General features: G+C 36.1%; 24 protein-coding genes and 1 tRNA gene. 6 read left to right on the top strand and 19 right to left on the bottom strand.

Going from position 1 to position 23669, the window contains the following annotated elements:
• Positions 1-286: 286 nt before the first annotated feature.
• The 4 genes from AC22L0_RS15360 to AC22L0_RS15345 form a co-directional block, all read right to left on the bottom strand.
• Positions 287-2413 carry a peptidoglycan D,D-transpeptidase FtsI family protein gene (locus AC22L0_RS15360; protein WP_000038982.1) on the bottom strand — a complete coding sequence of 709 codons (2127 nt, stop codon included), beginning with the start codon at positions 2411-2413 and terminating at the stop codon, positions 287-289.
• A gap of 109 nt (positions 2414-2522) precedes the next feature.
• The gene (locus AC22L0_RS15355; RefSeq protein ID WP_000871386.1) at positions 2523-3800 is read right to left on the bottom strand and encodes an MFS transporter; all 1278 of its coding nucleotides are present in this window, start codon (positions 3798-3800) and stop codon (positions 2523-2525) included.
• Positions 3801-3916: 116 nt separating this feature from the next.
• Entirely contained in the window at positions 3917-4528 is a 612-nt protein-coding gene (gene sodA, locus AC22L0_RS15350; protein ID WP_001052035.1) for a superoxide dismutase [Mn], read from the bottom strand.
• Between the two features lie 221 nt (positions 4529-4749).
• A tRNA-Ile gene (locus AC22L0_RS15345) sits at positions 4750-4823 on the bottom strand.
• Positions 4824-5064: 241 nt separating this feature from the next.
• Here AC22L0_RS15345 and yqgB point away from each other — a divergent pair.
• The 3 genes from yqgB to ispG all read left to right on the top strand — a co-directional run bounded on the left by yqgB (position 5065) and on the right by ispG (position 7530).
• A complete protein-coding gene (yqgB, locus tag AC22L0_RS15340; RefSeq protein ID WP_000021899.1) occupies positions 5065-5823 on the top strand; it encodes a protein YqgB in 759 nt (252 codons plus the stop codon).
• Between the two features lie 73 nt (positions 5824-5896).
• Complete coding sequence (yqfZ, locus tag AC22L0_RS15335; protein WP_087967306.1) at positions 5897-6262, top strand: protein YqfZ; 366 nt, start codon at positions 5897-5899, stop codon at positions 6260-6262.
• 164 nt (positions 6263-6426) lie between these two features.
• Positions 6427-7530, top strand: a complete 1104-nt coding sequence (gene ispG / locus AC22L0_RS15330; protein ID WP_153577907.1) for a flavodoxin-dependent (E)-4-hydroxy-3-methylbut-2-enyl-diphosphate synthase — start codon at positions 6427-6429, stop codon at positions 7528-7530.
• A gap of 76 nt (positions 7531-7606) precedes the next feature.
• On the opposite strand, the gene AC22L0_RS15325 is transcribed toward ispG, so the two are convergent.
• From AC22L0_RS15325 to AC22L0_RS15310, 4 genes are all read right to left on the bottom strand, one after another.
• On the bottom strand, positions 7607-8020 hold the full coding sequence (locus AC22L0_RS15325) for a Fur family transcriptional regulator (RefSeq protein WP_001054516.1): 414 nt from the start codon (positions 8018-8020) through the stop codon (positions 7607-7609).
• A 13-nt stretch (positions 8021-8033) separates the two neighbouring features.
• Positions 8034-8867: a metal ABC transporter permease gene (locus tag AC22L0_RS15320; RefSeq protein WP_000613815.1), complete on the bottom strand. Its 834-nt coding sequence runs from the start codon at positions 8865-8867 to the stop codon at positions 8034-8036.
• Entirely contained in the window at positions 8867-9637 is a 771-nt protein-coding gene (locus AC22L0_RS15315) for a metal ABC transporter ATP-binding protein (RefSeq protein ID WP_001059662.1), read from the bottom strand. Before AC22L0_RS15315 ends, AC22L0_RS15320 begins: the two co-directional genes overlap by 1 nt.
• A gap of 180 nt (positions 9638-9817) precedes the next feature.
• Positions 9818-10696, bottom strand: a complete 879-nt coding sequence (locus AC22L0_RS15310) for a YitT family protein (protein ID WP_000435963.1) — start codon at positions 10694-10696, stop codon at positions 9818-9820.
• 149 nt (positions 10697-10845) lie between these two features.
• On the opposite strand from AC22L0_RS15310, the gene AC22L0_RS15305 reads away from it, so the two are divergent.
• Positions 10846-11100, top strand: a complete 255-nt coding sequence (locus AC22L0_RS15305) for a DUF2624 domain-containing protein (protein WP_001048954.1) — start codon at positions 10846-10848, stop codon at positions 11098-11100.
• Positions 11101-11119: 19 nt separating this feature from the next.
• Here AC22L0_RS15305 and AC22L0_RS15300 read toward each other — a convergent pair whose 3' ends face one another.
• Both AC22L0_RS15300 and AC22L0_RS15295 read right to left on the bottom strand, forming a co-directional pair.
• The gene (locus AC22L0_RS15300; RefSeq protein ID WP_000912456.1) at positions 11120-12016 is read right to left on the bottom strand and encodes a deoxyribonuclease IV; all 897 of its coding nucleotides are present in this window, start codon (positions 12014-12016) and stop codon (positions 11120-11122) included.
• Between the two features lie 232 nt (positions 12017-12248).
• Positions 12249-13559, bottom strand: a complete 1311-nt coding sequence (locus tag AC22L0_RS15295) for a DEAD/DEAH box helicase (protein ID WP_000194015.1) — start codon at positions 13557-13559, stop codon at positions 12249-12251.
• 181 nt (positions 13560-13740) lie between these two features.
• Between AC22L0_RS15295 and vrrA the strand changes: the two genes are divergently transcribed.
• Together vrrA and AC22L0_RS15285 are read left to right on the top strand one after the other, a co-directional pair.
• Positions 13741-14475 carry a VrrA/YqfQ family protein gene (vrrA, locus tag AC22L0_RS15290; RefSeq protein WP_000484170.1) on the top strand — a complete coding sequence of 245 codons (735 nt, stop codon included), beginning with the start codon at positions 13741-13743 and terminating at the stop codon, positions 14473-14475.
• A gap of 89 nt (positions 14476-14564) precedes the next feature.
• Positions 14565-15515, top strand: a complete 951-nt coding sequence (locus tag AC22L0_RS15285) for a 4-hydroxy-3-methylbut-2-enyl diphosphate reductase (protein ID WP_000706659.1) — start codon at positions 14565-14567, stop codon at positions 15513-15515.
• Positions 15516-15555: 40 nt separating this feature from the next.
• Here AC22L0_RS15285 and AC22L0_RS15280 read toward each other — a convergent pair whose 3' ends face one another.
• The 9 genes from AC22L0_RS15280 to ccpN all read right to left on the bottom strand — a co-directional run bounded on the left by AC22L0_RS15280 (position 15556) and on the right by ccpN (position 23608).
• Positions 15556-16677, bottom strand: coding sequence for a Nif3-like dinuclear metal center hexameric protein (locus tag AC22L0_RS15280; protein WP_000036233.1), 1122 nt, complete (start codon positions 16675-16677; stop codon positions 15556-15558).
• Positions 16674-17381, bottom strand: coding sequence for a tRNA (adenine(22)-N(1))-methyltransferase (locus AC22L0_RS15275; protein WP_001006545.1), 708 nt, complete (start codon positions 17379-17381; stop codon positions 16674-16676). Before AC22L0_RS15275 ends, AC22L0_RS15280 begins: the two co-directional genes overlap by 4 nt.
• A gap of 165 nt (positions 17382-17546) precedes the next feature.
• On the bottom strand, positions 17547-17903 hold the full coding sequence (gene cccA, locus AC22L0_RS15270; protein ID WP_000828141.1) for a cytochrome c550: 357 nt from the start codon (positions 17901-17903) through the stop codon (positions 17547-17549).
• Between the two features lie 386 nt (positions 17904-18289).
• A complete protein-coding gene (gene rpoD, locus AC22L0_RS15265) occupies positions 18290-19417 on the bottom strand; it encodes an RNA polymerase sigma factor RpoD (RefSeq protein WP_000764066.1) in 1128 nt (375 codons plus the stop codon).
• A gap of 59 nt (positions 19418-19476) precedes the next feature.
• A complete protein-coding gene (dnaG, locus tag AC22L0_RS15260; protein WP_000528221.1) occupies positions 19477-21273 on the bottom strand; it encodes a DNA primase in 1797 nt (598 codons plus the stop codon).
• 81 nt (positions 21274-21354) lie between these two features.
• On the bottom strand, positions 21355-21498 hold the full coding sequence (locus AC22L0_RS15255) for a hypothetical protein (RefSeq protein WP_000479733.1): 144 nt from the start codon (positions 21496-21498) through the stop codon (positions 21355-21357).
• Between the two features lie 136 nt (positions 21499-21634).
• Positions 21635-21766 (bottom strand): hypothetical protein, encoded by a 132-nt coding sequence (locus AC22L0_RS15250; RefSeq protein WP_087967304.1) that lies wholly within the window; start codon positions 21764-21766, stop codon positions 21635-21637.
• Between the two features lie 367 nt (positions 21767-22133).
• Positions 22134-22946, bottom strand: coding sequence for a pyruvate, water dikinase regulatory protein (locus tag AC22L0_RS15245; RefSeq protein WP_000368936.1), 813 nt, complete (start codon positions 22944-22946; stop codon positions 22134-22136).
• A gap of 29 nt (positions 22947-22975) precedes the next feature.
• The gene (gene ccpN, locus AC22L0_RS15240) at positions 22976-23608 is read right to left on the bottom strand and encodes a transcriptional regulator CcpN (RefSeq protein WP_000583756.1); all 633 of its coding nucleotides are present in this window, start codon (positions 23606-23608) and stop codon (positions 22976-22978) included.
• Positions 23609-23669: the final 61 nt, after the last annotated feature.

The raw sequence follows: 23669 nt of genomic DNA, 5'->3' as shown, positions 1-23669 counted from the left end.
ATAAGAATACTGCTAAACTATTAATTCGGTTTTAATTGTTTGTAAAAGTTTTGTAAAGTTCCACAAAAATCAACATACGATACAATTTTAATTCAGTAGTAGCTATTCATTTCCTCTGATGATTTCCCTATAAAATATTTATCCCCTATCCCACCATATACAAGTATCATTTATAGGGCCGCGTTTTTTAAATGTTGTATACTTGTCCACATTTATTACACGATATGCATAAACCATAAAAAAAAGCACACTATCTTTTCATATAGTGTGCTTTTTTACAACTTTTTTATTCATCATCTTGATCTTTGTTTTTATTGTCTTTATCATCTTTTGGAGCTTCACCATTTACTTCTTTGTTTTTCAAATCAAAGTAAGCGTCCATAATTTCACGACCAATATATCCATTAATACCAGTCTTATCATCATGTACCCATGGAACGACAACAGAGAATGCTACTTCTGGATCTTCAAGTGGCGCATAACCTACTAATGTTAAGTTATATGTTTCCACACGTTCACCTTTTGCATTTCTACCAATCTCTTTATCTCCACCATACACAGTTTGAGCTGTACCAGTTTTCCCAGCAGCTTTATATTTTGCACCTGTAAAGTACTTTGTAGCTGTACCACCTGAATCATTATACACTTGTCTAAATCCTTCTTGAACACGTTTAATTTGGGATTCTGGCATATCAATACGATTTAATACTTTCGGTTCCATAGATTGAACAACTTTCCCAACTTCATCTGGTTTCACTGCCGGTTGACGAATTTCTTTTACAACTTGTGGTTGCATACGATATCCACCATTGGCAATCGTCGAAATATATTGCGCTAATTGAAGCGGTGTATACGTATCATACTGTCCAATTGATAAATCTAGTAAGAAACCTGGTTGACTACTCTTACCCATCTGACCAGCAGATTCATTCGGTAAATCAATTCCTGTTTTTACACCAAGTCCAAACTGTCCGAAATAATAACGCATCGTATCAAATGCTTTTTGAGGTATATCTAACGTACCACCTCTCACATATGGAACACCGGCGATATTCATCGCTGTTTTAAACATATAAACGTTAGAAGACATTTTTAAAGCTGTAAGGTCATTAATGTATCCCATCGTTTTCCAAGACGACTTCGTAGGTGTACCTTTTAATTTAATTGGTTCATCCAATTGTACTGCCCCTGGTTGAATCGCACCAGTTTGATATCCAGTAAGTACTGTTGCACCTTTTACAGTTGACCCCATCGGATAAGAACTTGTCATGGTACCTAATGCAAAGTCATTTACTTTCGTTTGACCATCTTCGTTAACTAATTGTTTCCCCGCCATAGATAAAACTTCACCATTTTTTGGGTTCATCATTACAACAAATGCGCGATCTAAAAGAGGTTCACTTCCTTTAAACCTCATTAAATTCTTCGCAAGAATATCTTCCACGCGCTTTTGTAATTCCATATCAATTGTTAAGTTCAGGTCATTACCACTTTGTCCTTTTGATACATTAATCGTTTCTAAAATATTACCGTTTTTATCTGTAACATTTCTAACTTCTGCTTTCGTACCATGCAGGCTATCTTCATACTGTTGTTCAAGATAACTTTTTCCTACTCGGTCATTTCGATTGTAATCACGAACAAGATAGTAATCTAGTCTTTCTCTCGGTAAGCCTTCATCAGATGTCGACACCCCACCAAGTACACTTCGGAATAAATCATCGTACGTATATTTTCGCTCCCAATCAACATTCGTATCTACACCTGGTAATGCTGCTAGGTTTTCACTAATAATCGAATATTCCTTTTCTGTAGCATCCTTTTTAATAACCTGAGGTGTCATTGCATATCCGCCGTCCATCTTACTCTTAATCGCTAGTATTTCTAGATCTTTGGCGGATAATTGATTAATCTCTTCTTCTGTTACACGACTTCGCTGACGCTCGTCTAATTCTTTATCATCAATTTTTTTATCTTTAAACTCTTGACGATCTTTATTCGTAATTTTTTCTTTAGCTTCCTCTTTATGCATAGCAAGCCAATAATCTTTTTTATCGCGATCTGTTAATTTATCTGTCGGTACTTCAATCAAATCTGCTAGCTTTTTCGCTGTTTCTAAGCGATCCTCTGCAGTTGATCCCTTCATTTTTGTAAATGTAATAGTACGAATGGCTGCATTATCTACTACAGGTCGCCCATAACGGTCAAATATTTTCCCACGCGGTACAGGATTACTTATCGTTGAGTTTTCTTTCTTCTCCACTTCATTCTTATATTCTTCACCGCGAACAATTTGTACATATCCGAGCCTTACAATAACCGCGGAGAACATTAAAAACACGCAGAAAAACAACACGTTTAATCGAAAAGGAACGTGGGTCTTTTTCTTATTTTGCTTCTGCTTCTTGCTCATACAAACCCCCTCTACCAACAGCTATGTAATGTGAAAGGGACACCCTCATACAGGTGTCCTCACTGCTGTCTTACATCTTTTTCTATTCTAGCATAAAACAAACGAGAAGTTAACCTTCTGGTTCAGTTTGGTTTTGCGCGTTCCCTTGCGTTACAACACTTGTTTTACTCGCATTTCCCTCATCATATTTGACATTTTTAACTGCAAAATAAATAAGAAAATGTCCAGCACCTAAAATACATAATAAGTAAGGTAAACTTTTTTCAGGTGGAAAGAATAGTACAGCACATAAAAAACTTAAAATGGAACAGATTCTTCCGGCGTTTAACCACAGCTCCCGAACAACGACATATTCCACACGCCATTCTCTCGCATTTTTTGCTCTACCAATTACGTCATATGTCATTGATCCGTACGGAACAAGTAAAATAGGATATGCAATTGCAATACATGCCGCATAAATAAGTAATTTCGTGTATGTAACATTGAAAATAACTAAAAAGACGACAGCATATAAAATAATGCCTCCAAGTAAAATTGCTTTTTTTCGCCACTCCTTCTTTAACATACGAGCAACTAAGTAATAACATACAAAGGATACAGCAGAGTTCACTAAACTGTATTTCCCTAATGCGAACTCACTATTAGTTGCTAAATAAACATATACTGAAATGACAAAAATAAACGTTCCTTCTCTCAATCCTTGGAAAAAATGAGCTCGTGTAATCTTTCCCCAATTTTTATCAATCCGTCGTTCTTTCAATACTTGCACGATTTCATAACGCCCTTCACATTCTCTTTTAGATAAAAAGAAGCTTAAGACGACAGCAATTGCAAATAGAACTAATGAAAGAAAGAATATAACAGTATAGCCACTCCATTTCTCCATACGTGAAATTGTGTATCCTGCTGCTATTGGTCCAATCATCCCAGAGAAGGATGTAAGAAGTCCAAGAAACCCATTAAAGAAATCTCTTGTTTCTGGTTCTGTAATTTCAAATGTCAATAAGTTAAAAGCCAACCAGTAAAAACCGTATCCTACTCCTAAAAGAGCCCCCATTAATAGAATATACTGAGAAGCACTTTTCCCTGCTACTAAGACAACGATAAAAAAAATTGCGAGCGTTCCTACCCCTATTCGTAATAAAATCGAGCGATCGATACGTTTCGCTAATTTCCCCCCTACAAGAAATGTGAGAGGCTGTAATACCACGCTGGCTAAATTATACAAGCCAAGATTCACATAATTTTGTGTTTGTTTCCATAAATAAATATTTACAAACGTATTCGATAAAGAAATTGCGAGCGTGTATAAACCTCCTATAAGGAGCAATAACACTAAATCCCGATTCACTTCAACGTCACCAATTATATGTTTCCATTTCATACACAACTCTCCTTTACTTCATGTTCTAGTCTTCCAAAGACAAGCCCAATTATGTAAAAGGAAAGCATAGAAAAAAGCTAGGGGCTCTCCCCTAGCTTATTCTATATTTGTTACAATTATTTTGCTTCTTGGTAACGTTTTTCAGCAGCGTTCCAATCTACAACGTTCCAGAATGCACCGATGTAGTCTGGACGACGGTTTTGGTAGTTTAAGTAGTAAGCATGCTCCCAAACATCTAAACCGATAACTGGCGTTTTACCTTCAGTTAAAGGAGAATCTTGGTTTGGAGTGCTTGTTACTTCTAACTCACCATTGTTTACTACTAACCAAGCCCAACCAGAACCGAAGCGAGTTGCGCCAGCTTTTGCGAATTCTTCTTTGAATGCATCGAAGCTACCGAATTTTGCTTCAATTGCAGTTGCAAGTTCACCTACAGGTTGTCCTCCGCCATTTGGAGATAGGATTGTCCAGAAGAATGTATGGTTAGCATGTCCGCCACCATTGTTACGTACTGCTGTACGGATTCCTTCTGGTACTTCGTTTAAGTTTGCAACTAATTCTTCTACGCTTTTGTCAGCTAATTCTGCATGACCTTCTAAAGCAGCGTTTAAGTTTGTAATGTACGTGTTGTGATGTTTTGTATGATGGATGTTCATTGTTTCTTTGTCAAAGTGAGGCTCTAAAGCATCATACGCATAAGGTAAATTTGGTAATTCGTGTTTTGCCATTGTTATATTCCTCCCAGTTTATGTATTGCCACTTAAGTGACATACAACTTCATTCTACCCTAATTGCCATAGGGTGCAAACAAATAAATCACATTGTCTTGCTATCATTAAAGTAGCAAAATTCCCACTTCTTTTCAATTAAAATGCTCATATATTCCGTAAAAAAAGCTTCCTTCTACAAGGAAGCTTCCTGCTAACATAATAAACATGTGAAATGGATATGGACCCTGTAGGACTCGAACCTACGACCGGACGGTTATGAGCCGTCTGCTCTAACCAGCTGAGCTAAGGGTCCACAATTATGTATGTAACAACATATCAAATAAAGGAATTCCTATCGGATATGCTCTTTAAGAAATGTAAGATAAATTTACCATATAGAAAAGAAAAGTGTCAATTGTATTTTTCTTATTTAAAAGAAGAAAGTTAATAAAAGAAATTTAGTTATCTCCACTATATGTAAATATAATATATCTTGAGATTCTCTAGATTACTACGTTACAATGATTTTATACATACATAAAGGAAGTGAATCTATGTCCATATTTACCCAATTCGTAAAAAGCATATACTCGCCTAAAGATATGGCGCTATTCCGTTTTCAAAAAATCGGTAAAACCATTTTGTATATTATGCTACTTTGCTTAATTACTACTATTCCAAGAACTTTTTTGTACGGTAGTTTTATCCAAGATGGTGTAAGCATGGTAAATCAAGTCATCGATAAAGATTTACCTGATTTTAAAATTGAAAATGGCGAACTAAAAGCCGATATTGATCAACCTATTGAAAAAGAAGAAGGAAATGCACTTTTCGTATTTGATCCAAATTCAACAGACCTAGAAAAATATCAAAATAAAACAGGTTTATTTGTTTTAAAAGATAAAGTAGTCTCTATGGGAAATGGTCAAATACAAACGTATTCTTATAACGATTTGTTAGGTGCATCTCTTGAGAAAAAAGATCTACAAGAATTTATTTCTTTATTCGATAATATTTATCCAATTTTATTATTTGTTATTGGATTCTTAGTGTACCTATTCCAATTATTCATCACTTTTGTAGGTGTGACTTTACTTGCGTTCATCGGTTCTGCTATGAGCGGTCAACGTAAACTATCCTATAAACAAGTTTGGACACTAACTGCATACAGCTACACAATCCCAACAATCTTCTTTATGATTATGGATGCATGTAAGATTGTCGTACCTGGATCAACATTCATCTATATCGCAGTTGTTTTAATTGTTCTGTACTTAACGATTAAAGAAGTTCCAAAACCGAAAGAAAAATAAGAACGAAAAAAAATGCCTAAATAGGCATTTTTTTTTTGGACAAGCATATATTCCTAGCAAAGGAGTGAAGAATATGAAGAGATTAGGTATATTCCTATTCGTGCTTGTTCTCGGTTATATATTTTATTACGATATAAAAATCGGTACTTTACCGATGTTAAGTTCATATAAAAAAACAACTGCTGCTCAAACGATTAAAAAAGAAAACACAGACAGTCAGCAGAATAAAGAGAACAAAACAGAAAAAGAAACGGATGTATCTTATAAAACAATTGAAGTAAAAACTGGTGAGACAGTTCTTTCTATTACAGAACAAATTAGCAAGAAAAAAATTCCTTCCATAGAAAAAGTCATTGACGACTTTAAACAATTAAACAAAAGTACATCTGCTACAAAAATACAAATTGGAAAGTCTTATAAATTCCCCTTATATCAATAAGCTATCACTTAATCCTTGTCAATTACATAAAGGCGCTGATACAATAGTAAAAGTGAAACCGAGTACTTCGGTTTCTATAGCCCTATATCACGTATACTATCATTGATATGAGGGACTAAATAAGAAACTTCTTTTATAAGGAGAGCGATCTATTCGTGAATGAAATGACTCATCGTACAAAAACACGTCCAGTTAAAGTCGGTAATTTAACAATCGGCGGTAATAATGAATTAATTATACAAAGTATGACAACAACAAAAACACATGATGTTGAAGCAACAGTTGCTGAAATTAAGCGTTTAGAAGAAGCCGGCTGTCAAGTCGTCCGCGTTGCCGTTCCAGATGAACGCGCAGCAGATGCTATTGCTGATATAAAAAAACAAATCAACATTCCACTTGTTGCTGATATTCATTTTGATTATCGCCTTGCTTTAAAAGCAATTGAAGGCGGCATTGATAAAGTACGTATCAATCCAGGTAACATTGGTCGTCGCCATAAAGTAGAAGCTGTTGTAAATGCAGCAAAAGAGCGCGGTATTCCAATCCGTATTGGTGTAAACGCTGGTTCATTAGAGCGTCATATTTTAGAAAAGTATGGGTACCCAACTGCAGATGGTATGGTTGAGAGCGCGCTACATCATATTAAAATTTTAGAGGACCTAGATTTCCACGATATTATCGTATCTATGAAAGCCTCTGATGTTAACTTAGCAATTGAAGCATACGAGAAAGCTGCTCGTGCTTTTGATTATCCATTACATTTAGGTATTACAGAATCTGGAACATTGTTTGCCGGAACTGTAAAAAGTGCTGCTGGTCTTGGAGCAATCTTAAATAAAGGCATCGGAAATACACTACGTATTTCATTAAGTGCTGATCCAGTTGAAGAAGTAAAAGTTGCTCGTGAACTATTAAAATCATTCGGTCTTGCGTCTAACGCAGCAACACTTATCTCTTGTCCAACTTGTGGTCGTATTGAAATTGATTTAATTAGCATCGCTAACGAAGTGGAAGAATACATCTCTACACTTCAAGTACCAATTAAAGTTGCAGTACTTGGTTGCGCTGTAAATGGCCCTGGTGAAGCTCGTGAAGCTGATATCGGTATTGCCGGTGCACGTGGAGAGGGATTATTATTCCGTAAAGGGCAAGTCGTTCGTAAAGTACCAGAAGAAACAATGGTAGAAGAACTGAAAAAAGAAATCGACGTAATTGCTGCTGAAATGGCTGCTGAACGAGAAAAAGAAAAAGAGACACAAGAACAATAAAAAGAAGGTTGCCACAATATTTGTGAGCAACCTTCTTTTCTACGTAAAAAAGCTCGTCAGTTTAACCGACGAGCTTTTACTTTGCACATTTTGGACAACGACCATATATTTCAAACTTATGACCCGTTACTTCATAACCGGTAAAATCTTTATTCATAAAATCCATTGGGCAGGAAGTAATCTCTTTCGTTCCCCCACAATCCAAACAAATAAAATGATGATGATGTTCCATAATAGAACAAGTAAAACGAAAATGTTTTTCACCATTTAATTCCGTTTGTTCTAAAACACCAATCTCAGCAAAAACTGTTAAGTTACGATAAATCGTATCAAAACTAAGCCCCGGATAATCGTCCTTCATATGCTCTAAAACGTCTTTCGCAGTTAAATAACGATTATGTGCTGCAAATAATCTGAGCATCTCTTCTCTTTTTCCAGTATGTTTGTATCCTTTTTCTTTCATTAGGCGTAAAGCTTCTGTTAGATTCATACCTATCCCTACTTTATGCAGTTTTTTTCTTCTTCCATAAAATCGCACCGATTAAAATAAGAACTGCTATCATAACAATTGTACCACCTGGCGCTAGATCAAGTTGATACGAAGCAAACATTCCACCAATTACTGCAATTTCACCAAATAAAATGGAAAAGAAAATTGTTTGTTTAAATCCTTTAGCAATACGAATACTTGCTGCAACTGGTAACGTCATTAATGATGATACAAGAAGAACCCCCACTACACGCATTGATACTGCAATGACAAGAGCAACTAATATAATGAAAATAAAGTGAATCCATTTCGCTCTTAAACCAGTTGATACTGCGTATTCCTCATCAAATGATAATAGAAACAGCTCTTTATATAATAAAATAATTGTCGCAACAACAACAATTGCTACAATCCCAATAATAATTAAATCTGTACTTGTTACAGCACTGACACTACCAAATAAATAACTAAATAAGTCTGTGTTAAATCCATTTGCAAGTGAAATGAAAATAACTCCAACCCCCATACCTGCCGAAAGGATAATTGGAATTGCTAATTCTTGATAGTGCTTATATACAGTTCGTAACTTTTCGATTAGTAGCGCTCCACCAATCGAGAAAATCATCCCCATATATAAGGGGTTTAAAAACCCACCTGTAAAAATGGTTTTTTCAAGTAATAAACTTGCTGCAATACCCGATAACGTCACGTGACTTAATGCATCCGCAATAAGAGATAAACGACGAATAACAACAAACACACCAATTAGCGGTGCAACAAGTCCAATTAAAATACCTGCGTATAAAGAATTACGTAAAAAGTCATATTGTAAAAAATCTTGTATCATTATATCCTCCCGTGATGCTCATGTTCGTGTTCTAAACGATGAACATGATGTCCATATAAGACGGACATTTCTGCATCTTCTAACTCTCGGAACTTCTCTACATTTCCATGGAAATGTAGATGTTGGTTTAGGCATGCAACATGTGTTACTTTTTCAGTAACAGCTCCCATATCATGAGTAACAAGAATTAATGTGATCCCGAGCCTTTTGTTTAAATCCTCTAATATTTCGTAAAAACTTTCCACATTTTTCACATCGATTCCAACAGTAGGCTCGTCCAAAATAAGCAATTCAGGATCACTAACGAGCGCACGAGCAATAAATACACGCTGTTGCTGTCCACCAGAAAGCTCTCCAATGTTACGACCTTGAAACTCACTCATCCCTACATCAGCAATTGCTTTTTCTACCTTTTTCTTATCCTCTTTTGTGAAAAAGCGAAAAAGCCCTTTTTTCGAAACAAGTCCCATTGACACAACTTCAGAAACAGTTGCTGGAAAACCAGAATTGAAACTATTTGCCTTTTGGGATACATAACCAACTTTGTTCCATTCCTTAAACTTCTTACTATCAACGCCAAACACGCGAATGCTTCCTTCTTTTGGCTTTAAAACACCTAATAAACACTTAAGTAAAGTTGATTTACCTGAACCATTCGGTCCCACTAAACCTAAAAAAGCTCCCTTCGGAACTTGCAAATTAATATTTTCTAACACATTCCGATCTTCGTATCGGAATGTTAAACCTTCAATTTCTAATATATTATTCATAGCATCTCACCTATTTTAATTCAGAATGATTCCGATTTATATCTATTTGAATTATAGTACAGCTTATTATAGTTGTAAACCAATCTGCCTAAAATATATCTATTTTTTCAAGAAACCTTACTATTATAACAAAAAGCAGAGAAAAATTCTCTGCTTTCGAAAAATATTCCTATAAACTTTTTAGTGAATAGCCGATTTAAACTTACCACCATTTGTCTCTTGCGTGCTCATAATCGTAACAAACGCATTTTCATCAATTTCATGCACAATTGATTTTAACTTCGTCACTTCTAGACGCGTTACAACTGCATAAATAACTTCTTTTTCTTTATCCGTGTAACCACCTTTCGCTACAAGCTTTGTAGTTCCACGGCCAAGACGATGCAAAATCGCGTTTGATACTTCCTCATATTGATCAGATACAATTAAAACCGCCTTCGTTTCATCTAGCCCTTGAATTACTGTATCGATCGTTTTAAATGCGATATAGTACGTCATAACAGAATACATCGCTTGTTCCACACCAAACACAAATGCTGCCCATGCAAAAATAAATAAGTTCACAAACATTACGAATTCACCAACAGAGAACGGTAATTTCTTCGTTAATAAAATCCCCATAATTTCAGTTCCATCTAGCGATCCACCATGACGAATTACAAGTCCTACACCAAGACCTAAAATAAGACCACCAAACACTGTCGCTAAAATAGGTTCTGTTGTAAATGGTGGTACCGCATGTAACGTTGACTCAATGAAAGCTAATGCTACAATACCAAATGTCGAAGATAACATAAATGTTTTTCCAATTTGCTTATAACCGGAATACATAAATGGGATATTGAGAACAACGACTAAAGTAGAAAAACTTAACCACCAAATGTTAGGAGTAAGATAATCTAATATAAGAGAAATACCAATAATTCCACCATCAATAATTTTATTTGGCATTAAAAATAGTTCAATTGCTACCGCCGCGCATGCTGCTCCAAAAATAATCATAACTAAACGATAAATGAGATGAATAACACTTTCTTTTCGATGTTGCTTTTGCTCCATAAGTCCTCCCTTTACTCTTTTTCTGTAGTTTTGTCCTTATATTATAACATACGCTTCTTTTCCTCATGAAAAAAGAAACTCCATACGAATATGTACAAGCTATATGCTCATATATTTCGATAGAAGAACGCGTGAAGGAGGATAATAAGATGAACCTCATTAAACAAATTGTTAATAAAAAATTAAATCATATTTCTACAAAAGAGTTATTAAAATATAGCAAAGAATATGAAGTTCCCATTACAGCCGCACAAGCTGATCAAATCGTTTTACTTATGAAGGGTAAAAATATTAATATTTACGATAACAACGAGCGACTAGAGCTCTTAAAACAAATCGCAAAAGTAACTTCCCCTGCCACTGCCCAACAAGTAAATACATTATTTCAGCAACTACTAAAATAAGGAGGGGATTTCCCCCTCCTTATTGCGCTTTAATTTTTTCAAGAAGCCCTTCATCAAAAGTGCCGTTTTTCAGCATTTCGATTTCCAATTTGTATGGCGGCTTCTTATCTTTTTTATCTTCCCCTACATACGGTGTTTCAAGAATTTTTGGTACATGCATTAACTGTGGATGATGTACAATGTGATGCAATGCTTTATACCCAATGTGACCAAATCCAATGTTTTCATGACGGTCTTTTCCTGCTCCGCGTATATTTTTACTATCATTAATATGAAGTACTTGTAAACGATCTATACCAACGATCTTATCAAATTCGTTTAATACGCCGTCAAAGTCATTTACAATATCATATCCTGCATCGTGCGTATGACATGTATCAAAGCATACAGATAGCTTTTCATTATATTTTACACCATCAATAATTTTTGCAATTTCTTCAAAGCTACGACCGCATTCTGTTCCCTTTCCTGCCATCGTCTCTAACGCAATGTTAACCGTCTGTTCTGGCGTTAATACTTCATTAAGCCCTTTAATAATTTGTTGAATACCAGCATCCGCTCCAGCACCAACGTGCGCTCCTGGGTGAAGAACAATTTGTTTCGCTACACCTAATGCCGATGTTCTTTCAATTTCCATGCGAAGAAAGTCTACGCCTAATTGGAATGTTTCTGGCTTCGTCGTATTCCCAACATTAATAATATACGGCGCATGGACGATAATTTCCTCAATTCCGTTCAGCTCCATATGTTTTCTTCCTGCTTCTATGTTCAATTCTTCAATTGGTTTTCTTCGTGTATTTTGCGGTGCACCTGTATAAATCATAAACGTTGTTGCACCGTATGAAACAGCCTCTTCACTTGCTGCTAATAACATTTTCTTACCACTCATGGAAACATGAGATCCAATCTTTAACATACAATCACCTCTTCAATATACAATAGATATAATGATAGCATAATTTGTAGAAATATGTAGTGAATTGTTTGTTCACAAAAGATGCACTACACAAATTTATATGACTATTTATACAGACTATACTTTTCATTTAAATTAGCTGGATTAAGTGAAACTTTAATCAATACTTTTCTATCCATATTGATTACACCTCCCACAAATAGCGGGATAAAAAAAAGATAAGGGAAACCCCTTATCTTTTTTTATTGCCATATTTTTTCTTCACTTTGTCACGTTCTGTTGCAAGTTTACGTTTATAGTTTGGTTTTACTTTTTTCGGTTTTTTAATAACTTTCGTTGCCATAACATCAAGTTCGTCATTTGGTTTTTTACGGCTCTTACGACGACGACGCTCACCTAAATCGGCCCACTCATCTCCGCGTAAATCTACATGCTTGAACTCAATATGACGTTGTTTTTCTAAACTATCTAACGCTTCTTCGTTTGCTGGATCATATATCGTCACTGCAATACCAGAATGCCCCGCACGTGCTGTTCTTCCAACGCGGTGAACGAAGAAATCTAAATCTGATGGTAGCTCATAGTTAATAACATGGCTAATCCCTTCAATATCAATACCACGTGCTGCTAAATCAGTCGCAACAATATATTGGAATTCAAGGTCACGAATTTGTTTCATCATTTTTTTACGATCACGTGGTGATAAATCCCCGTGAATTCGTCCAACTTTTAAGCCGCGTTCCATTAATCCATCAGCAACTTGGTCTGCCATCTTTTTCGTATTCGTGAAAACAACTGCTAAATACGGTTTAAATTGAAGTAGCATTTTATGCACTAAATCAATTTTATTACGATGTTTAGAAGGCACTAAATAGTGTTCAATGTTTCCAGCTGCAACTTGTTTTGGATTGATATGAATATGCTCTGGATTCTCCATATACTTCTTCAGAAACGGTTTTAGTTTTTGAGGAATTGTTGCAGAGAAAACTAACATTTGCAAGTTTTTAGGCATGCGTGCTGCAATTTTATCTACATCATGAATGAATCCCATATCAAGCATTAAGTCTGCTTCATCGACAATAATCGTATTTGCTTTATGAACAAATAATGCTTGCTCTTCTACTAAATCTTTAATACGTCCTGGTGTTCCAACTACGATATGAGGTTGTTTTTTCAACTTTTCAATTGAGCGTTGTTTATCAGTTCCACCAATTAAACAACGTGCTGTAATCATTTGGTCTTCCGCACAAAACTTTGTTAATTTCACGATTTCTTCGTAAATTTGTTGTGCTAACTCACGAGTAGGCGCTGTAATAACAAGTTGTACTTCTTCACGACTTGCATTAATTCTGTTTAATGTAGGAAGTAAGTATGCATGTGTTTTCCCAGAACCTGTTTGGGATTGTCCAATTACACTTACACCTTTTTTCACGACCGGGAAAATTTTCTGCTGAATTCCTGTCGGCTCTGTAAAGCGTAGTTCACGAACTGCATCTATTAAAAATGGTTTAAAATCATACTGTGTAAAAGTTTGTTGTGTCATAAGTTACACCTTCTTTCTAAAATTTCTACTGCGCGCACAAATCAGTCAAGTCTACATTATATCGAAATCTACAAGTAAAATCCATCTTTAGTTTAGGTTTTCACTTCAAAAACTAACCTTCTTCCCTTTTATTGCATATTGTATGTGTATATACCTAACTGAAGAAAGGAGGATTTCTCACATGTTTCCGAAATCCCCTACAAGGCAAATGTATCCGAATCCAGGGCAACAACCTTATACACCATATCCAATTCCACAACTACCACCAATGGCACAAAAAAAGAAAGGTTTTCTTGCTAAGCTTTTTAAAAAACACGATCCAACCGAGCCTTTTATGCAAATGGTTCCACCTTACCGACAAATGGAGGGGCAACCGATGATGCATCAGCAACCACCACCGCCACAATATCAACAGCAATATCAGCAGCAATACCACCAACAATATCAGCAGCAACATCCACAATATCAACCATACATGCAGCAACACCCTGAGCAAATGATACCGCCTCAAATGTATGAATCAAATGAAACGCGCGGCGGCGCAACTACAGCTGCGGCAACAGCAAGCAGTGGCATCGGCAGTTTCTTTTCGAACTTAATTTCAAATCCCACTAATATGATAAACAACATCGAAAAAGTATCCCAAGTCGTTCAATCTGTAGGTCCTGTCGTCGAACAGTATGGTCCTATTATGCGTAGTCTACCAAGCATTGTTAAAATCCTCACCTCTGGAAAAAGTACGGAAGAAAATCAAACGGAAAATGTAACAGAGCCAGTTGAGGTAGAAAGTCCGCCTCCTGCACCTCAAAAAAAGAAACGAAAACGAAAGAAAATAGTGATTGAACCTGTAATAGAAAAAGAGTTACCGAAAGAACCAGTTCAACAAACAGCAACAAAACCAAAACTATATGTGTAACAATCCTTTGTTTTCTATCCACTCCTCCTTTATAATGTAAAAGACTATGCACAAAAGTATCCCTTGTTTAGAAGGAGAGGATTACTCATATGAAAATTGTTAAAATTTCCCCTCGTGGTTATTGCTACGGTGTTGTCGATGCAATGGTAATTGCACGTAATGCTGCATTAGATAAATCATTGCCGAGACCCATTTATATTTTAGGTATGATTGTTCACAATAAACATGTTACAGACGCTTTTGAAGAAGATGGAATCATCACATTAGACGGTCCAAGTCGCTTAGAAATTTTAGATAAAATTGATTCTGGTACTGTTATTTTCACAGCACACGGTGTTTCTCCAGAAGTTAAACAACGCGCAAAAGAAAAAGGTTTAACAACAATCGATGCCACTTGCCCAGATGTTACCAAGACGCATGACCTTATCGAAGCTAAGAAAGCGGAAGGGTATCATGTCATTTATATCGGTAAAAAAAATCATCCAGAGCCAGAAGGCGCAGTTGGTATTGCACCTGACATCGTTCACCTTATCGAAAGAGCCGATGATTTAAAAACATTAGAAATCCCAACAGATAAAATTTTAGTAACAAATCAAACAACGATGAGTCAATGGGATGTTCAACATTTAATGGAGGACATTCAAAAAAAATTCCCAACAGCAGAATTCCATAAAGAAATTTGTTTAGCTACTCAAGTTCGCCAAGAAGCTGTCGCTAAACAAGCTGATGTTGCAGACTTAACAATTGTTGTTGGTGATCCGAAAAGTAACAATTCAAATCGCTTAGCACAAGTATCACAAGAAATCGCGGGTACAAAAGCATATCGAGTTGCTGATGTAAGCGAAATTCAATTAGAGTGGCTACAAGGTGTAGAAAACGTAGCTGTTACAGCAGGTGCTTCTACTCCAACGCCAATTACGAAAGAAGTTATCGCTTTCTTAGAGCAATATGACCCAATGAATCCCGCTACATGGGAAAGAGTTCGAAAAGTACCGTTACAAAAAATATTACCTCGCGTGAAAGTGAAAAAAGAACAATAATAAAAACCGTTGCTTACATGAGCAACGGTTTTTATTTTTCTTATACAAATATAAATGGATCTGTATGTAACTGCGAAGCATGAATGTGTACATTGAGTTTCTTTGCATCCACTTTTTCTTGTAATTGCTTTTGCACACCTTGTTTCATTACTTTTTCAACATTATGTCCCGGGTCAACTATATTTAAACCGAGCATCATCGCATCATGAGCAACATGATAGTACATGTCACCAGTTACATATACATCTGCTCCTTTAAATTTCGCTTGGTTTATATATTTATTACCATCTCCACCAAGTACAGCTACTTTACGCACTTTATCATCTAACTTACCGACAACTCTTGCGCCCTTCACGTCTAATGATTGTTTCACATGTTCTGCAAATTGGCCAAGCGTCATTTCTTCTTGTAAGTATCCTATTTTTCCTAGGCCTAACGTTTCACCTTTATTATCAAGCGGATACACATCGTACGCTACTTCTTCATAAGGGTGCGCCGTTACCATTGCTTTAATCACTTTCCGCTGTAAGGAAGCTGGAATAATCGTTTCGATTCGCACTTCTTCTACACGTTCTAACTGTCCAGTTTCCCCGATATAAGGATTTGTCCCCTCTTGAGGTACAAATGTGCCTGTACCCTCGCTACTAAACGTACAGTGGCTATAATTGCCGATATGACCAGCACCTGCGTCTCCTAATGCTTTCCTTACTTCTTCTGCATGAGTGACTGGCACAAACACAACAACTTTTTTCATTTCTTCTGCATATGTCGGTGCCAAAACTTCTGTATTTTGCAATCCTAACGCCTCAGCAAGTAAATCGTTTACCCCGCCCTTAGCAACATCCACATTTGTATGCGCTGCATAGATTGCAATATCATTTTTAATACACTTTTCAATAATTTTCCCATACACCTTATCTGTATGAATCGCTTTTAACGGGTTAAAAATTAAAGGATGATGAGCAATAATGACATTTGCCCCTAATTGAATTGCTTCATCCACAACTTCTTCCGTTACATCTAGCGCAATCAATACGTGCTGCACGGGTTTATTAAGCGCTCCAATCTGCAGACCAATCTTATCTCCTTCCATTGCCAAATGCTTCGGATACATACTTTCAAATAAAGAAATAATTTCATGGCCGTTTGGAATTTTACTCATGATAAAACCTCCCCTATCATTTTCATTTTCGCTTCTACTTCCCCACGCTTCGCTTTTGTTTCTTCAGAATCAGCCGCACGTTCTAACTGTTTTAAAATATTTTGGAAGTTTTTTAATTCTCCTTCCCATTTTTCAACGAAGGCTTCACTTTTTTCTGTTATTAAAAATGGTCCCATAAACAATTCAGCTTGTTTATTTTCAGAGTAAGGCGCTACAACATTTCCGCGCTCCCCTACTAAAATTTCATAAATTTTCCCATCTTCTTTTACGATTTTTTCATGGATAAGCTCCCAACCATTCTCAATAAACCATTCACGAATATGATGCGCTGCAATATTAGGCTGTAAAATTAAACGTGTTACACCTTCTAATTTTTCTTTACCACTTTCTAAAATGTCACGAATTAACGCTCCGCCCATTCCGGCAACCGTAATTACATCTACTTCTCCTGGTGCGATAACAGCTAATCCATTCCCTTTACGCACATCTACTTTATCTTGTAAACCACTTTCAGCTACAGTTGCTTGCGCAGAGCGAAATGGTCCATCTACAACCTCTCCTGCAACTGCTTTTGTAGCAATATTATTTATAATTGTATAACACGGTAAATACGCATGATCCGATCCAATATCAGCAACTGTAGATCCTACTGGTATTTCACGTACAACTTCTTCTAATCGTTTTGAAAGCTTTACTTCATTCATGTATTTCCATTACTCCTTCTCTTGTCAGTCTGTCTCCATGATAATGAATTTATAGTAGTTGTTGCAAGCCCATAACAACAATTCACCGCTCTATCATTCATCGTATTTTAGAAAATATAGAAAAACAAGCCCTTTGCATAAGCAAAAGGCTTGTCATACGGAACTTTATTTTTTCTTCGATAACCAATCAGCTACTTTAGCGGCTTGATCAGCTGGAACTATATTGGCAGGCATATTGCCTTTTCCTTTCGAAAGAATTTCTTTAATTTCATCCTTTGAAAGTTTCCCACCAATTTTTTGTAAGTTAGGTCCAACTGCCCCTTGTAACTGATCACCATGGCAGCTCGTACAGCTTTGCTTCACAATATCTTCTGGTTTTGATGCCGTTTGTGCTGGCTTCCCGCCATTTTTTGCATCAGCTAACTCTTTAGATTTATTTAGCCCCTGAAATGAAAATACAAACATAACGATAATACCCAATGCTGCAATAAGAGCGAACGGAATCAGCGGATTACGTTTCATATCTCTTCTCCCCCCTCTATACCCCTAAATAGTTAGATGATTCAGTCATTTATATTGTACTTGAAAACGCTCTATCAGAAAAGAGCAAACTACTACTTGTTAAAAATATTCCATAAATTCAGTTTATTGTTTTTTATTGTCATATCGCTTATTATTTCGATAATTATTAACGTTTCTCATCATATTTTTCGCTTTTCTACATATATTTTTGTATATAATAAACAAAATTAATCGAAAAATCGAAAAATGAGCATTTGCAAATCAAAAGACAATTCTGTAAAATAAATTACAAGAAATTGTAATCGTTGCCCATAGCTAAATTTTAACAAAAATTAACAAAATAAAAAAGTTTACTTCACAAAAGTGAAGTAAACTTAAAAAATAACCTATTCTAAGAAATCCTTAAGACGCTTACTACGGCTTGGATGTCTTAATTTGCGAAGTGCTTTTGCTTCAATTTGACGAATACGCTCTCTCGTTACGCCGAATACTTTCCCAACTTCTTCAAGCGTACGAGTTCGTCCATCATCTAAACCGAAACGAAGACGTAGAACATTTTCTTCACGATCTGTTAGTGTATCTAACACATCTTCTAATTGTTCTTTTAGCAATTCATAGGCTGCATGGTCCGCAGGCGATGTTGCTTCTTGGTCTTCAATAAAGTCACCTAAATGGGAGTCATCTTCTTCACCAATTGGTGTTTCAAGAGAAACTGGCTCCTGTGCAATTTTTAAGATTTCACGTACTTTTTCTGGAGCAAGATCCATTTCCTCACCAATCTCTTCAGGAGATGGTTCGCGACCTAAATCTTGTAATAATTGACGTTGTACACGAATTAACTTATTAATCGTTTCAACCATATGAACTGGAATACGAATTGTTCGCGCTTGGTCTGCAATGGCACGTGTAATAGCTTGGCGAATCCACCAAGTTGCATACGTACTAAATTTGAAACCTTTACGATAATCGAACTTTTCAACAGCTTTAATTAGACCCATATTACCTTCTTGAATTAAGTCTAAGAAAAGCATACCACGGCCTACATAGCGCTTTGCAATACTTACTACAAGACGTAAGTTTGCTTCTGCAAGACGACGTTTCGCTTCTTCATCGCCTTCTTCAATACGCGTTGCAAGTCGAATTTCTTCTTCTGCAGATAGTAAGTCTACACGACCAATTTCTTTTAAATACATACGAACAGGATCGTTGATTTTAACCCCAGGTGGTACACTTAAATCATTGAGGTCAAACTCTTCTTCTGTTTTTGTAATTTGGCGATTATTAGGGCCTTCTTCGTTGTCATTATCACCAACTAAATCAATGCCTTGTTCACCTAAATATTCATAGTATTCATCCATTTGATCGGATTCAATTTCAAATCCATTCATGCGTTCTGCAATCTCTTCATATGTAAGAACGCCACGTTTTTTTCCGAGCTCAGTGAGTTGTTCTTTCACTTGCTCAAGGGTCATTTCAGTTTCAATTTGTTTAGAACGAGCTGGTTTGTCAGCCATCTGTTCCCCTCCTTACGCGAGATACAAACATTCATTATACTAAAACTTTATCAAAAAAGCTATTTTCTCGCTTTTTGATTTTGTAAATATGCTACATAATATTTAGCAGCCTCTACAGGATCTGTTTTTTCCATTTGTTTCACTTTAAAGATAATTTCCATCTTTTCAAGTTTTTCCTGATGCCGTCTAAGCGTCTCCAAATGGCCTTGCAACACTTCTTCTGTGTATTCTGGATTAATAAATTCATCCGTCGAAATATCAGTGATAATATTTTTCAACTTTTCATCAGAGAGCCAACTTAAAAATGTTCCAACTGAAGGTTCATTTCCCTTTTCATAATATGCGTATAGTTCATATAAAATCCCTTTATGTTCTTCTGTATGAAAATCTTCTATATGGGATTCCATACGAACAGCTACTTCTGCACTTTGCAACATATGGTAAATAATTTCTCTTTCCGCTCTTTCAAAACCTGTTAACTTCGGTTTTGTTTGAACGACTTGAGACGGTTTAGCAACCTGCTTTATTTGTTTTTGCTGTACCTTTTGTTCTTTGCGATATTGGTGCAATTGGTTCAAAAGTGTTTCCATTGAATACGAAAATTCTTGCGATAATGACTTCAAATATGACTCTGCCTGCATCGCATCTTGTAACAACGATAACTCTTTTAAAACACTCTTCACATATTCTTCTTTGCCAGACTCATCTTGCAAATTTTTCCCTAAACGCAAATAATTTATTTTAAAACCAACAAAACTCACACTTGATTTCACAAGATTTTCAAAAGCAGTAGTCCCATATTGTTGCACATATTCATCAGGATCAAGCTTATCTGGCAAGGATGTGACTTTCACTTGGCAACCAACTTTTAGCAATAATTGCCCTGCTTTCATCGTCGCTTCTCGCCCTGCTTTATCACCATCATAGCAAAGAACAACAGTTTCAACGTTACGTCGCAGAAGTTTTGCTTGTTCTTCAGTTAAAGCTGTTCCCATTGTCGCAACAGCTTCTTCCACACCACTTTTTACCGCAGCTAGTACATCGGCATATCCTTCGAAAAGAACCACTTGCCCACGCTTTCTAATAAACGGTCTTGCTTGGTGGAAGTTATACAACAATTTACTTTTGTGAAAAATCGGTGTTTCAGGGCTATTTAAATATTTCGGAGTGTCATCTCCTAACGCCCTTCCACTAAACGCTATCACCTTACCTTGTAACGTATAGATCGGGAACATAACTCTTCCACGGAAGCGATCATAATGACTACCATCCTTCTCACTTCTTATTAGAAGGCCAGCTTGTTCCATACTAGACAGCGATAAACCTCTTTTTTGTAAAATTTTCGTCGCTGCATCCCAAGCAGGTGATGCATAACCAATTTCAAACTTCTCAATCATCTCTTTCGTAATACCACGGTTTAATAAATATGAAAGTGCTTCATTTCCCTCTTCCGTATTTACTAATAAATGATGATAATACTTTTTCAATAATTCATGAGCTTGTTGCATGATGACAGTGTCATCAGATATGTCTTCTTGTTGTCCTTGCCCTGATGTATACTCTGCAACCGCAATTCCATTTCTTTCGCCTAGCTTTTGAACAGCCTCGGTAAAAGCCAGTCCTTCCATTTTCATTAGAAAGGAAAATACATTTCCACCTTCTCCACATCCGAAGCAATGAAAAATTTGCTTATCAGATGAAACAGAGAATGAAGGAGAATTCTCACCATGAAATGGACAAAGGCCGAAATAGTTACGCCCCTGTTTTCTAAGTTGAACGTATTCACCAATGACTTCTACAATATCGGATGATGTCCGAATCTGTTCAACAACTTCTTCGGGAATTCTGTTCCCCATAACTCCATCTCCGTGTCGTATTTTGTATTCGATATAAATTAAAAAATTCCTTTATAATTCGACAATATTTTTCTAAACTTGTTAGAAAGTGTTGCCGATTACATTGTATAAACGATTTTGAACCTTTCCTATAGGTCCTTTATCTGCATAAATCGCATATACATACTTGCTATATAAAATTGTATACATTTGCTCATCTGTTACAAATGTATCTCTTAGAAACAATACATACACACCTTTTTATAAGAAGAGTAGCAAGCTACATATACTGTTTGATCTTGAGATTTGTAACTTTTTCATGTTGATCCATATAACGATCAACTCCATTTTGTTCAGTATCTACAAAGATCCAATTGCCTTGCTATTTCCTTAAAGGATGAGCATATGATGCGACAAACAAAATTCTGACATGAAATTCCGCTCCAACTTGCACAATTTCAGCCTTCACGGGATATACATCTACACCAACTAATATGTTGTCAATGCTTTGCATATTTCTGTATTCTACATCCCTTCTGTGAATCCTTCCATAATGTGCGTTTTCTTGTATAGATTTTGTCGATTTAACGTAATTACATGTCTTTTTCGTAAATCCTATCCCTAGTTTATTCTGAAAAATTAAAGTCTAAACGTAAAATATAGGTTTTTATCACAATTTTTTATTATAATATATTTTCTTCAACTACGCTACATATCCCTTTATTTTTTCATCTTACATTTCAGGATGACAAACTCACACCTTGAATATACTAAAAGACAAAGGAGTATAAGTATAACCATTACACTACAATCTATTACAAAATCCATAGGTACCATATTTCACACGAGCGAAAAAAGCACATTCACCTTTGGTAAATGTGCTAAAACATTTTTTGGTTTTGCACTGCATTCACAATAATATTTGCTGTTTCTTCAATTGCTTTATTCGATACATCGATTACTTGACAATTTATTTTACTAATTACTTCCTCAAAGTGATCAATTTCTTCTTGAATACGATTAATATTTGCATATGTTGCTCCATCACTTAATCCAAGTGATTTTAATCGTTCTTTTCGAATATGATTTAACTTATCTGGCGTAATTTTCAAACCGAAACATTTTTCTTTTGCCACTTGATATAGTTCTTCAGGTGGGTCAACTTCTGGCACGAGTGGTACATTCGCAACTTTCAAGCGTTTATTATGAGCTAAATATTGGGAAAGTGGTGTTTTTGATGTACGCGAAACACCAATCAACACGATATCCGCTTTTAAAATACCTCGTGCATCTCTGCCGTCATCATACTTCACAGCAAACTCAATCGCTTCAATCTTTTTAAAGTATTCTTCATCTAACCTACGGACAACGCCTGGCTCATATCTCGGCACTTGCCCCGTAATTTCTTCAATTTGATCAATAAGAGGGCCGATAATATCGTATGCCTCTACCCCTTCTTTTGCAGCCTCTGTTACTAAATATTTGCGCATATCAGGCTTAACTAACGTAAAACATATAAGTGCTTGATTACTCTTAGCAATCGAAATCACTTCTTTTAATGTCCCTGTATCTTCTACATACGGTACACGTCTAATATCAGGAGCAAACGGGAATTGCCCCATTGCTGCTCGAACAACCAAATCAGCCGTTTCCCCTACAGAGTCAGATACGACATATACGATTTTATTATCCATTACATTACCTCACTTTAAACAAATTACACTTATTCGTTATTTACTAAATTTACAAACGCACGTGTAATATTTGTTTTTGTAATTCGCCCAATCACTTCTAAACCTTGTTTCGTATCTTTTACAACTGGCATTGCATCAATCTGTCTTTCTATTAATTCCATCGCAATATCATATAAAGAATCCTCTCTACGACACATCGCAATGTTTGGCATCCTTGTCATGATAATATTAACCGGAAGAGAGGTTAAATCCTGCTTTCCTAAGCTCGCTCTTAATAAATCTTTACGAGACACAACACCAACTAATAGAGTCATCTGATCTACAACGAACAATGTACCAACGTCCTCTAAAAACATCGTACAAATTGCATCGTATACGGAAACATTTTTATCAATTACAACCGGTCTAGATTGATAATCTTGTACTTTAATTTTCTTAACAGCTTCAGATAATAGCTGCCCCCCAGTTTTACCCGTATAAAAATAACCTACGCGTGGACGTGCTTCTAAATAACCAGCCATCGTTAAAATTGCTAAGTCTGGTCTTAGCGTCGCACGTGTTAGACCCAATTGCGCTGCAATTGATTCCCCTGTAATAGGACCGTGATCTTTTACAATCTGAATGATATGTTCTTGCCGTTTATTCAGCTCTATGATAATCACCACCTTTAATGCACAACGAAAAAAGTTATACTATCTCTTAAATATTATATACTAAATATGC

The sequence above is a fragment of the Bacillus sp. LQ01 genome (assembly GCF_057624735.1).
This window is presented reverse-complemented; position numbering and strand designations above follow the sequence as displayed.

Excerpts from the sequence above, each read along its gene's own strand:
- AC22L0_RS15360 (WP_000038982.1), bottom strand. The coding sequence starts at position 2,413 with ATGAGCAAGAAGCAGAAGCAAAATAAGAAAAAGACCCACGTTCCTTTT.
- AC22L0_RS15355 (WP_000871386.1), bottom strand. The coding sequence starts at position 3,800 with ATGAAATGGAAACATATAATTGGTGACGTTGAAGTGAATCGGGATTTA.
- sodA (WP_001052035.1), bottom strand. The coding sequence starts at position 4,528 with ATGGCAAAACACGAATTACCAAATTTACCTTATGCGTATGATGCTTTA.
- yqgB (WP_000021899.1), top strand. The coding sequence starts at position 5,065 with ATGTCCATATTTACCCAATTCGTAAAAAGCATATACTCGCCTAAAGAT.
- yqfZ (WP_087967306.1), top strand. The coding sequence starts at position 5,897 with ATGAAGAGATTAGGTATATTCCTATTCGTGCTTGTTCTCGGTTATATA.
- ispG (WP_153577907.1), top strand. The coding sequence starts at position 6,427 with ATGACTCATCGTACAAAAACACGTCCAGTTAAAGTCGGTAATTTAACA.
- AC22L0_RS15325 (WP_001054516.1), bottom strand. The coding sequence starts at position 8,020 with ATGAATCTAACAGAAGCTTTACGCCTAATGAAAGAAAAAGGATACAAA.
- AC22L0_RS15320 (WP_000613815.1), bottom strand. The coding sequence starts at position 8,867 with ATGATACAAGATTTTTTACAATATGACTTTTTACGTAATTCTTTATAC.
- AC22L0_RS15315 (WP_001059662.1), bottom strand. The coding sequence starts at position 9,637 with ATGAATAATATATTAGAAATTGAAGGTTTAACATTCCGATACGAAGAT.
- AC22L0_RS15310 (WP_000435963.1), bottom strand. The coding sequence starts at position 10,696 with ATGGAGCAAAAGCAACATCGAAAAGAAAGTGTTATTCATCTCATTTAT.
- AC22L0_RS15305 (WP_001048954.1), top strand. The coding sequence starts at position 10,846 with ATGAACCTCATTAAACAAATTGTTAATAAAAAATTAAATCATATTTCT.
- AC22L0_RS15300 (WP_000912456.1), bottom strand. The coding sequence starts at position 12,016 with ATGTTAAAGATTGGATCTCATGTTTCCATGAGTGGTAAGAAAATGTTA.
- AC22L0_RS15295 (WP_000194015.1), bottom strand. The coding sequence starts at position 13,559 with ATGACACAACAAACTTTTACACAGTATGATTTTAAACCATTTTTAATA.
- vrrA (WP_000484170.1), top strand. The coding sequence starts at position 13,741 with ATGTTTCCGAAATCCCCTACAAGGCAAATGTATCCGAATCCAGGGCAA.
- AC22L0_RS15285 (WP_000706659.1), top strand. The coding sequence starts at position 14,565 with ATGAAAATTGTTAAAATTTCCCCTCGTGGTTATTGCTACGGTGTTGTC.
- AC22L0_RS15280 (WP_000036233.1), bottom strand. The coding sequence starts at position 16,677 with ATGAGTAAAATTCCAAACGGCCATGAAATTATTTCTTTATTTGAAAGT.
- AC22L0_RS15275 (WP_001006545.1), bottom strand. The coding sequence starts at position 17,381 with ATGAATGAAGTAAAGCTTTCAAAACGATTAGAAGAAGTTGTACGTGAA.
- cccA (WP_000828141.1), bottom strand. The coding sequence starts at position 17,903 with ATGAAACGTAATCCGCTGATTCCGTTCGCTCTTATTGCAGCATTGGGT.
- rpoD (WP_000764066.1), bottom strand. The coding sequence starts at position 19,417 with ATGGCTGACAAACCAGCTCGTTCTAAACAAATTGAAACTGAAATGACC.
- dnaG (WP_000528221.1), bottom strand. The coding sequence starts at position 21,273 with ATGGGGAACAGAATTCCCGAAGAAGTTGTTGAACAGATTCGGACATCA.
- AC22L0_RS15250 (WP_087967304.1), bottom strand. The coding sequence starts at position 21,766 with ATGCAAAGCATTGACAACATATTAGTTGGTGTAGATGTATATCCCGTG.
- AC22L0_RS15245 (WP_000368936.1), bottom strand. The coding sequence starts at position 22,946 with ATGGATAATAAAATCGTATATGTCGTATCTGACTCTGTAGGGGAAACG.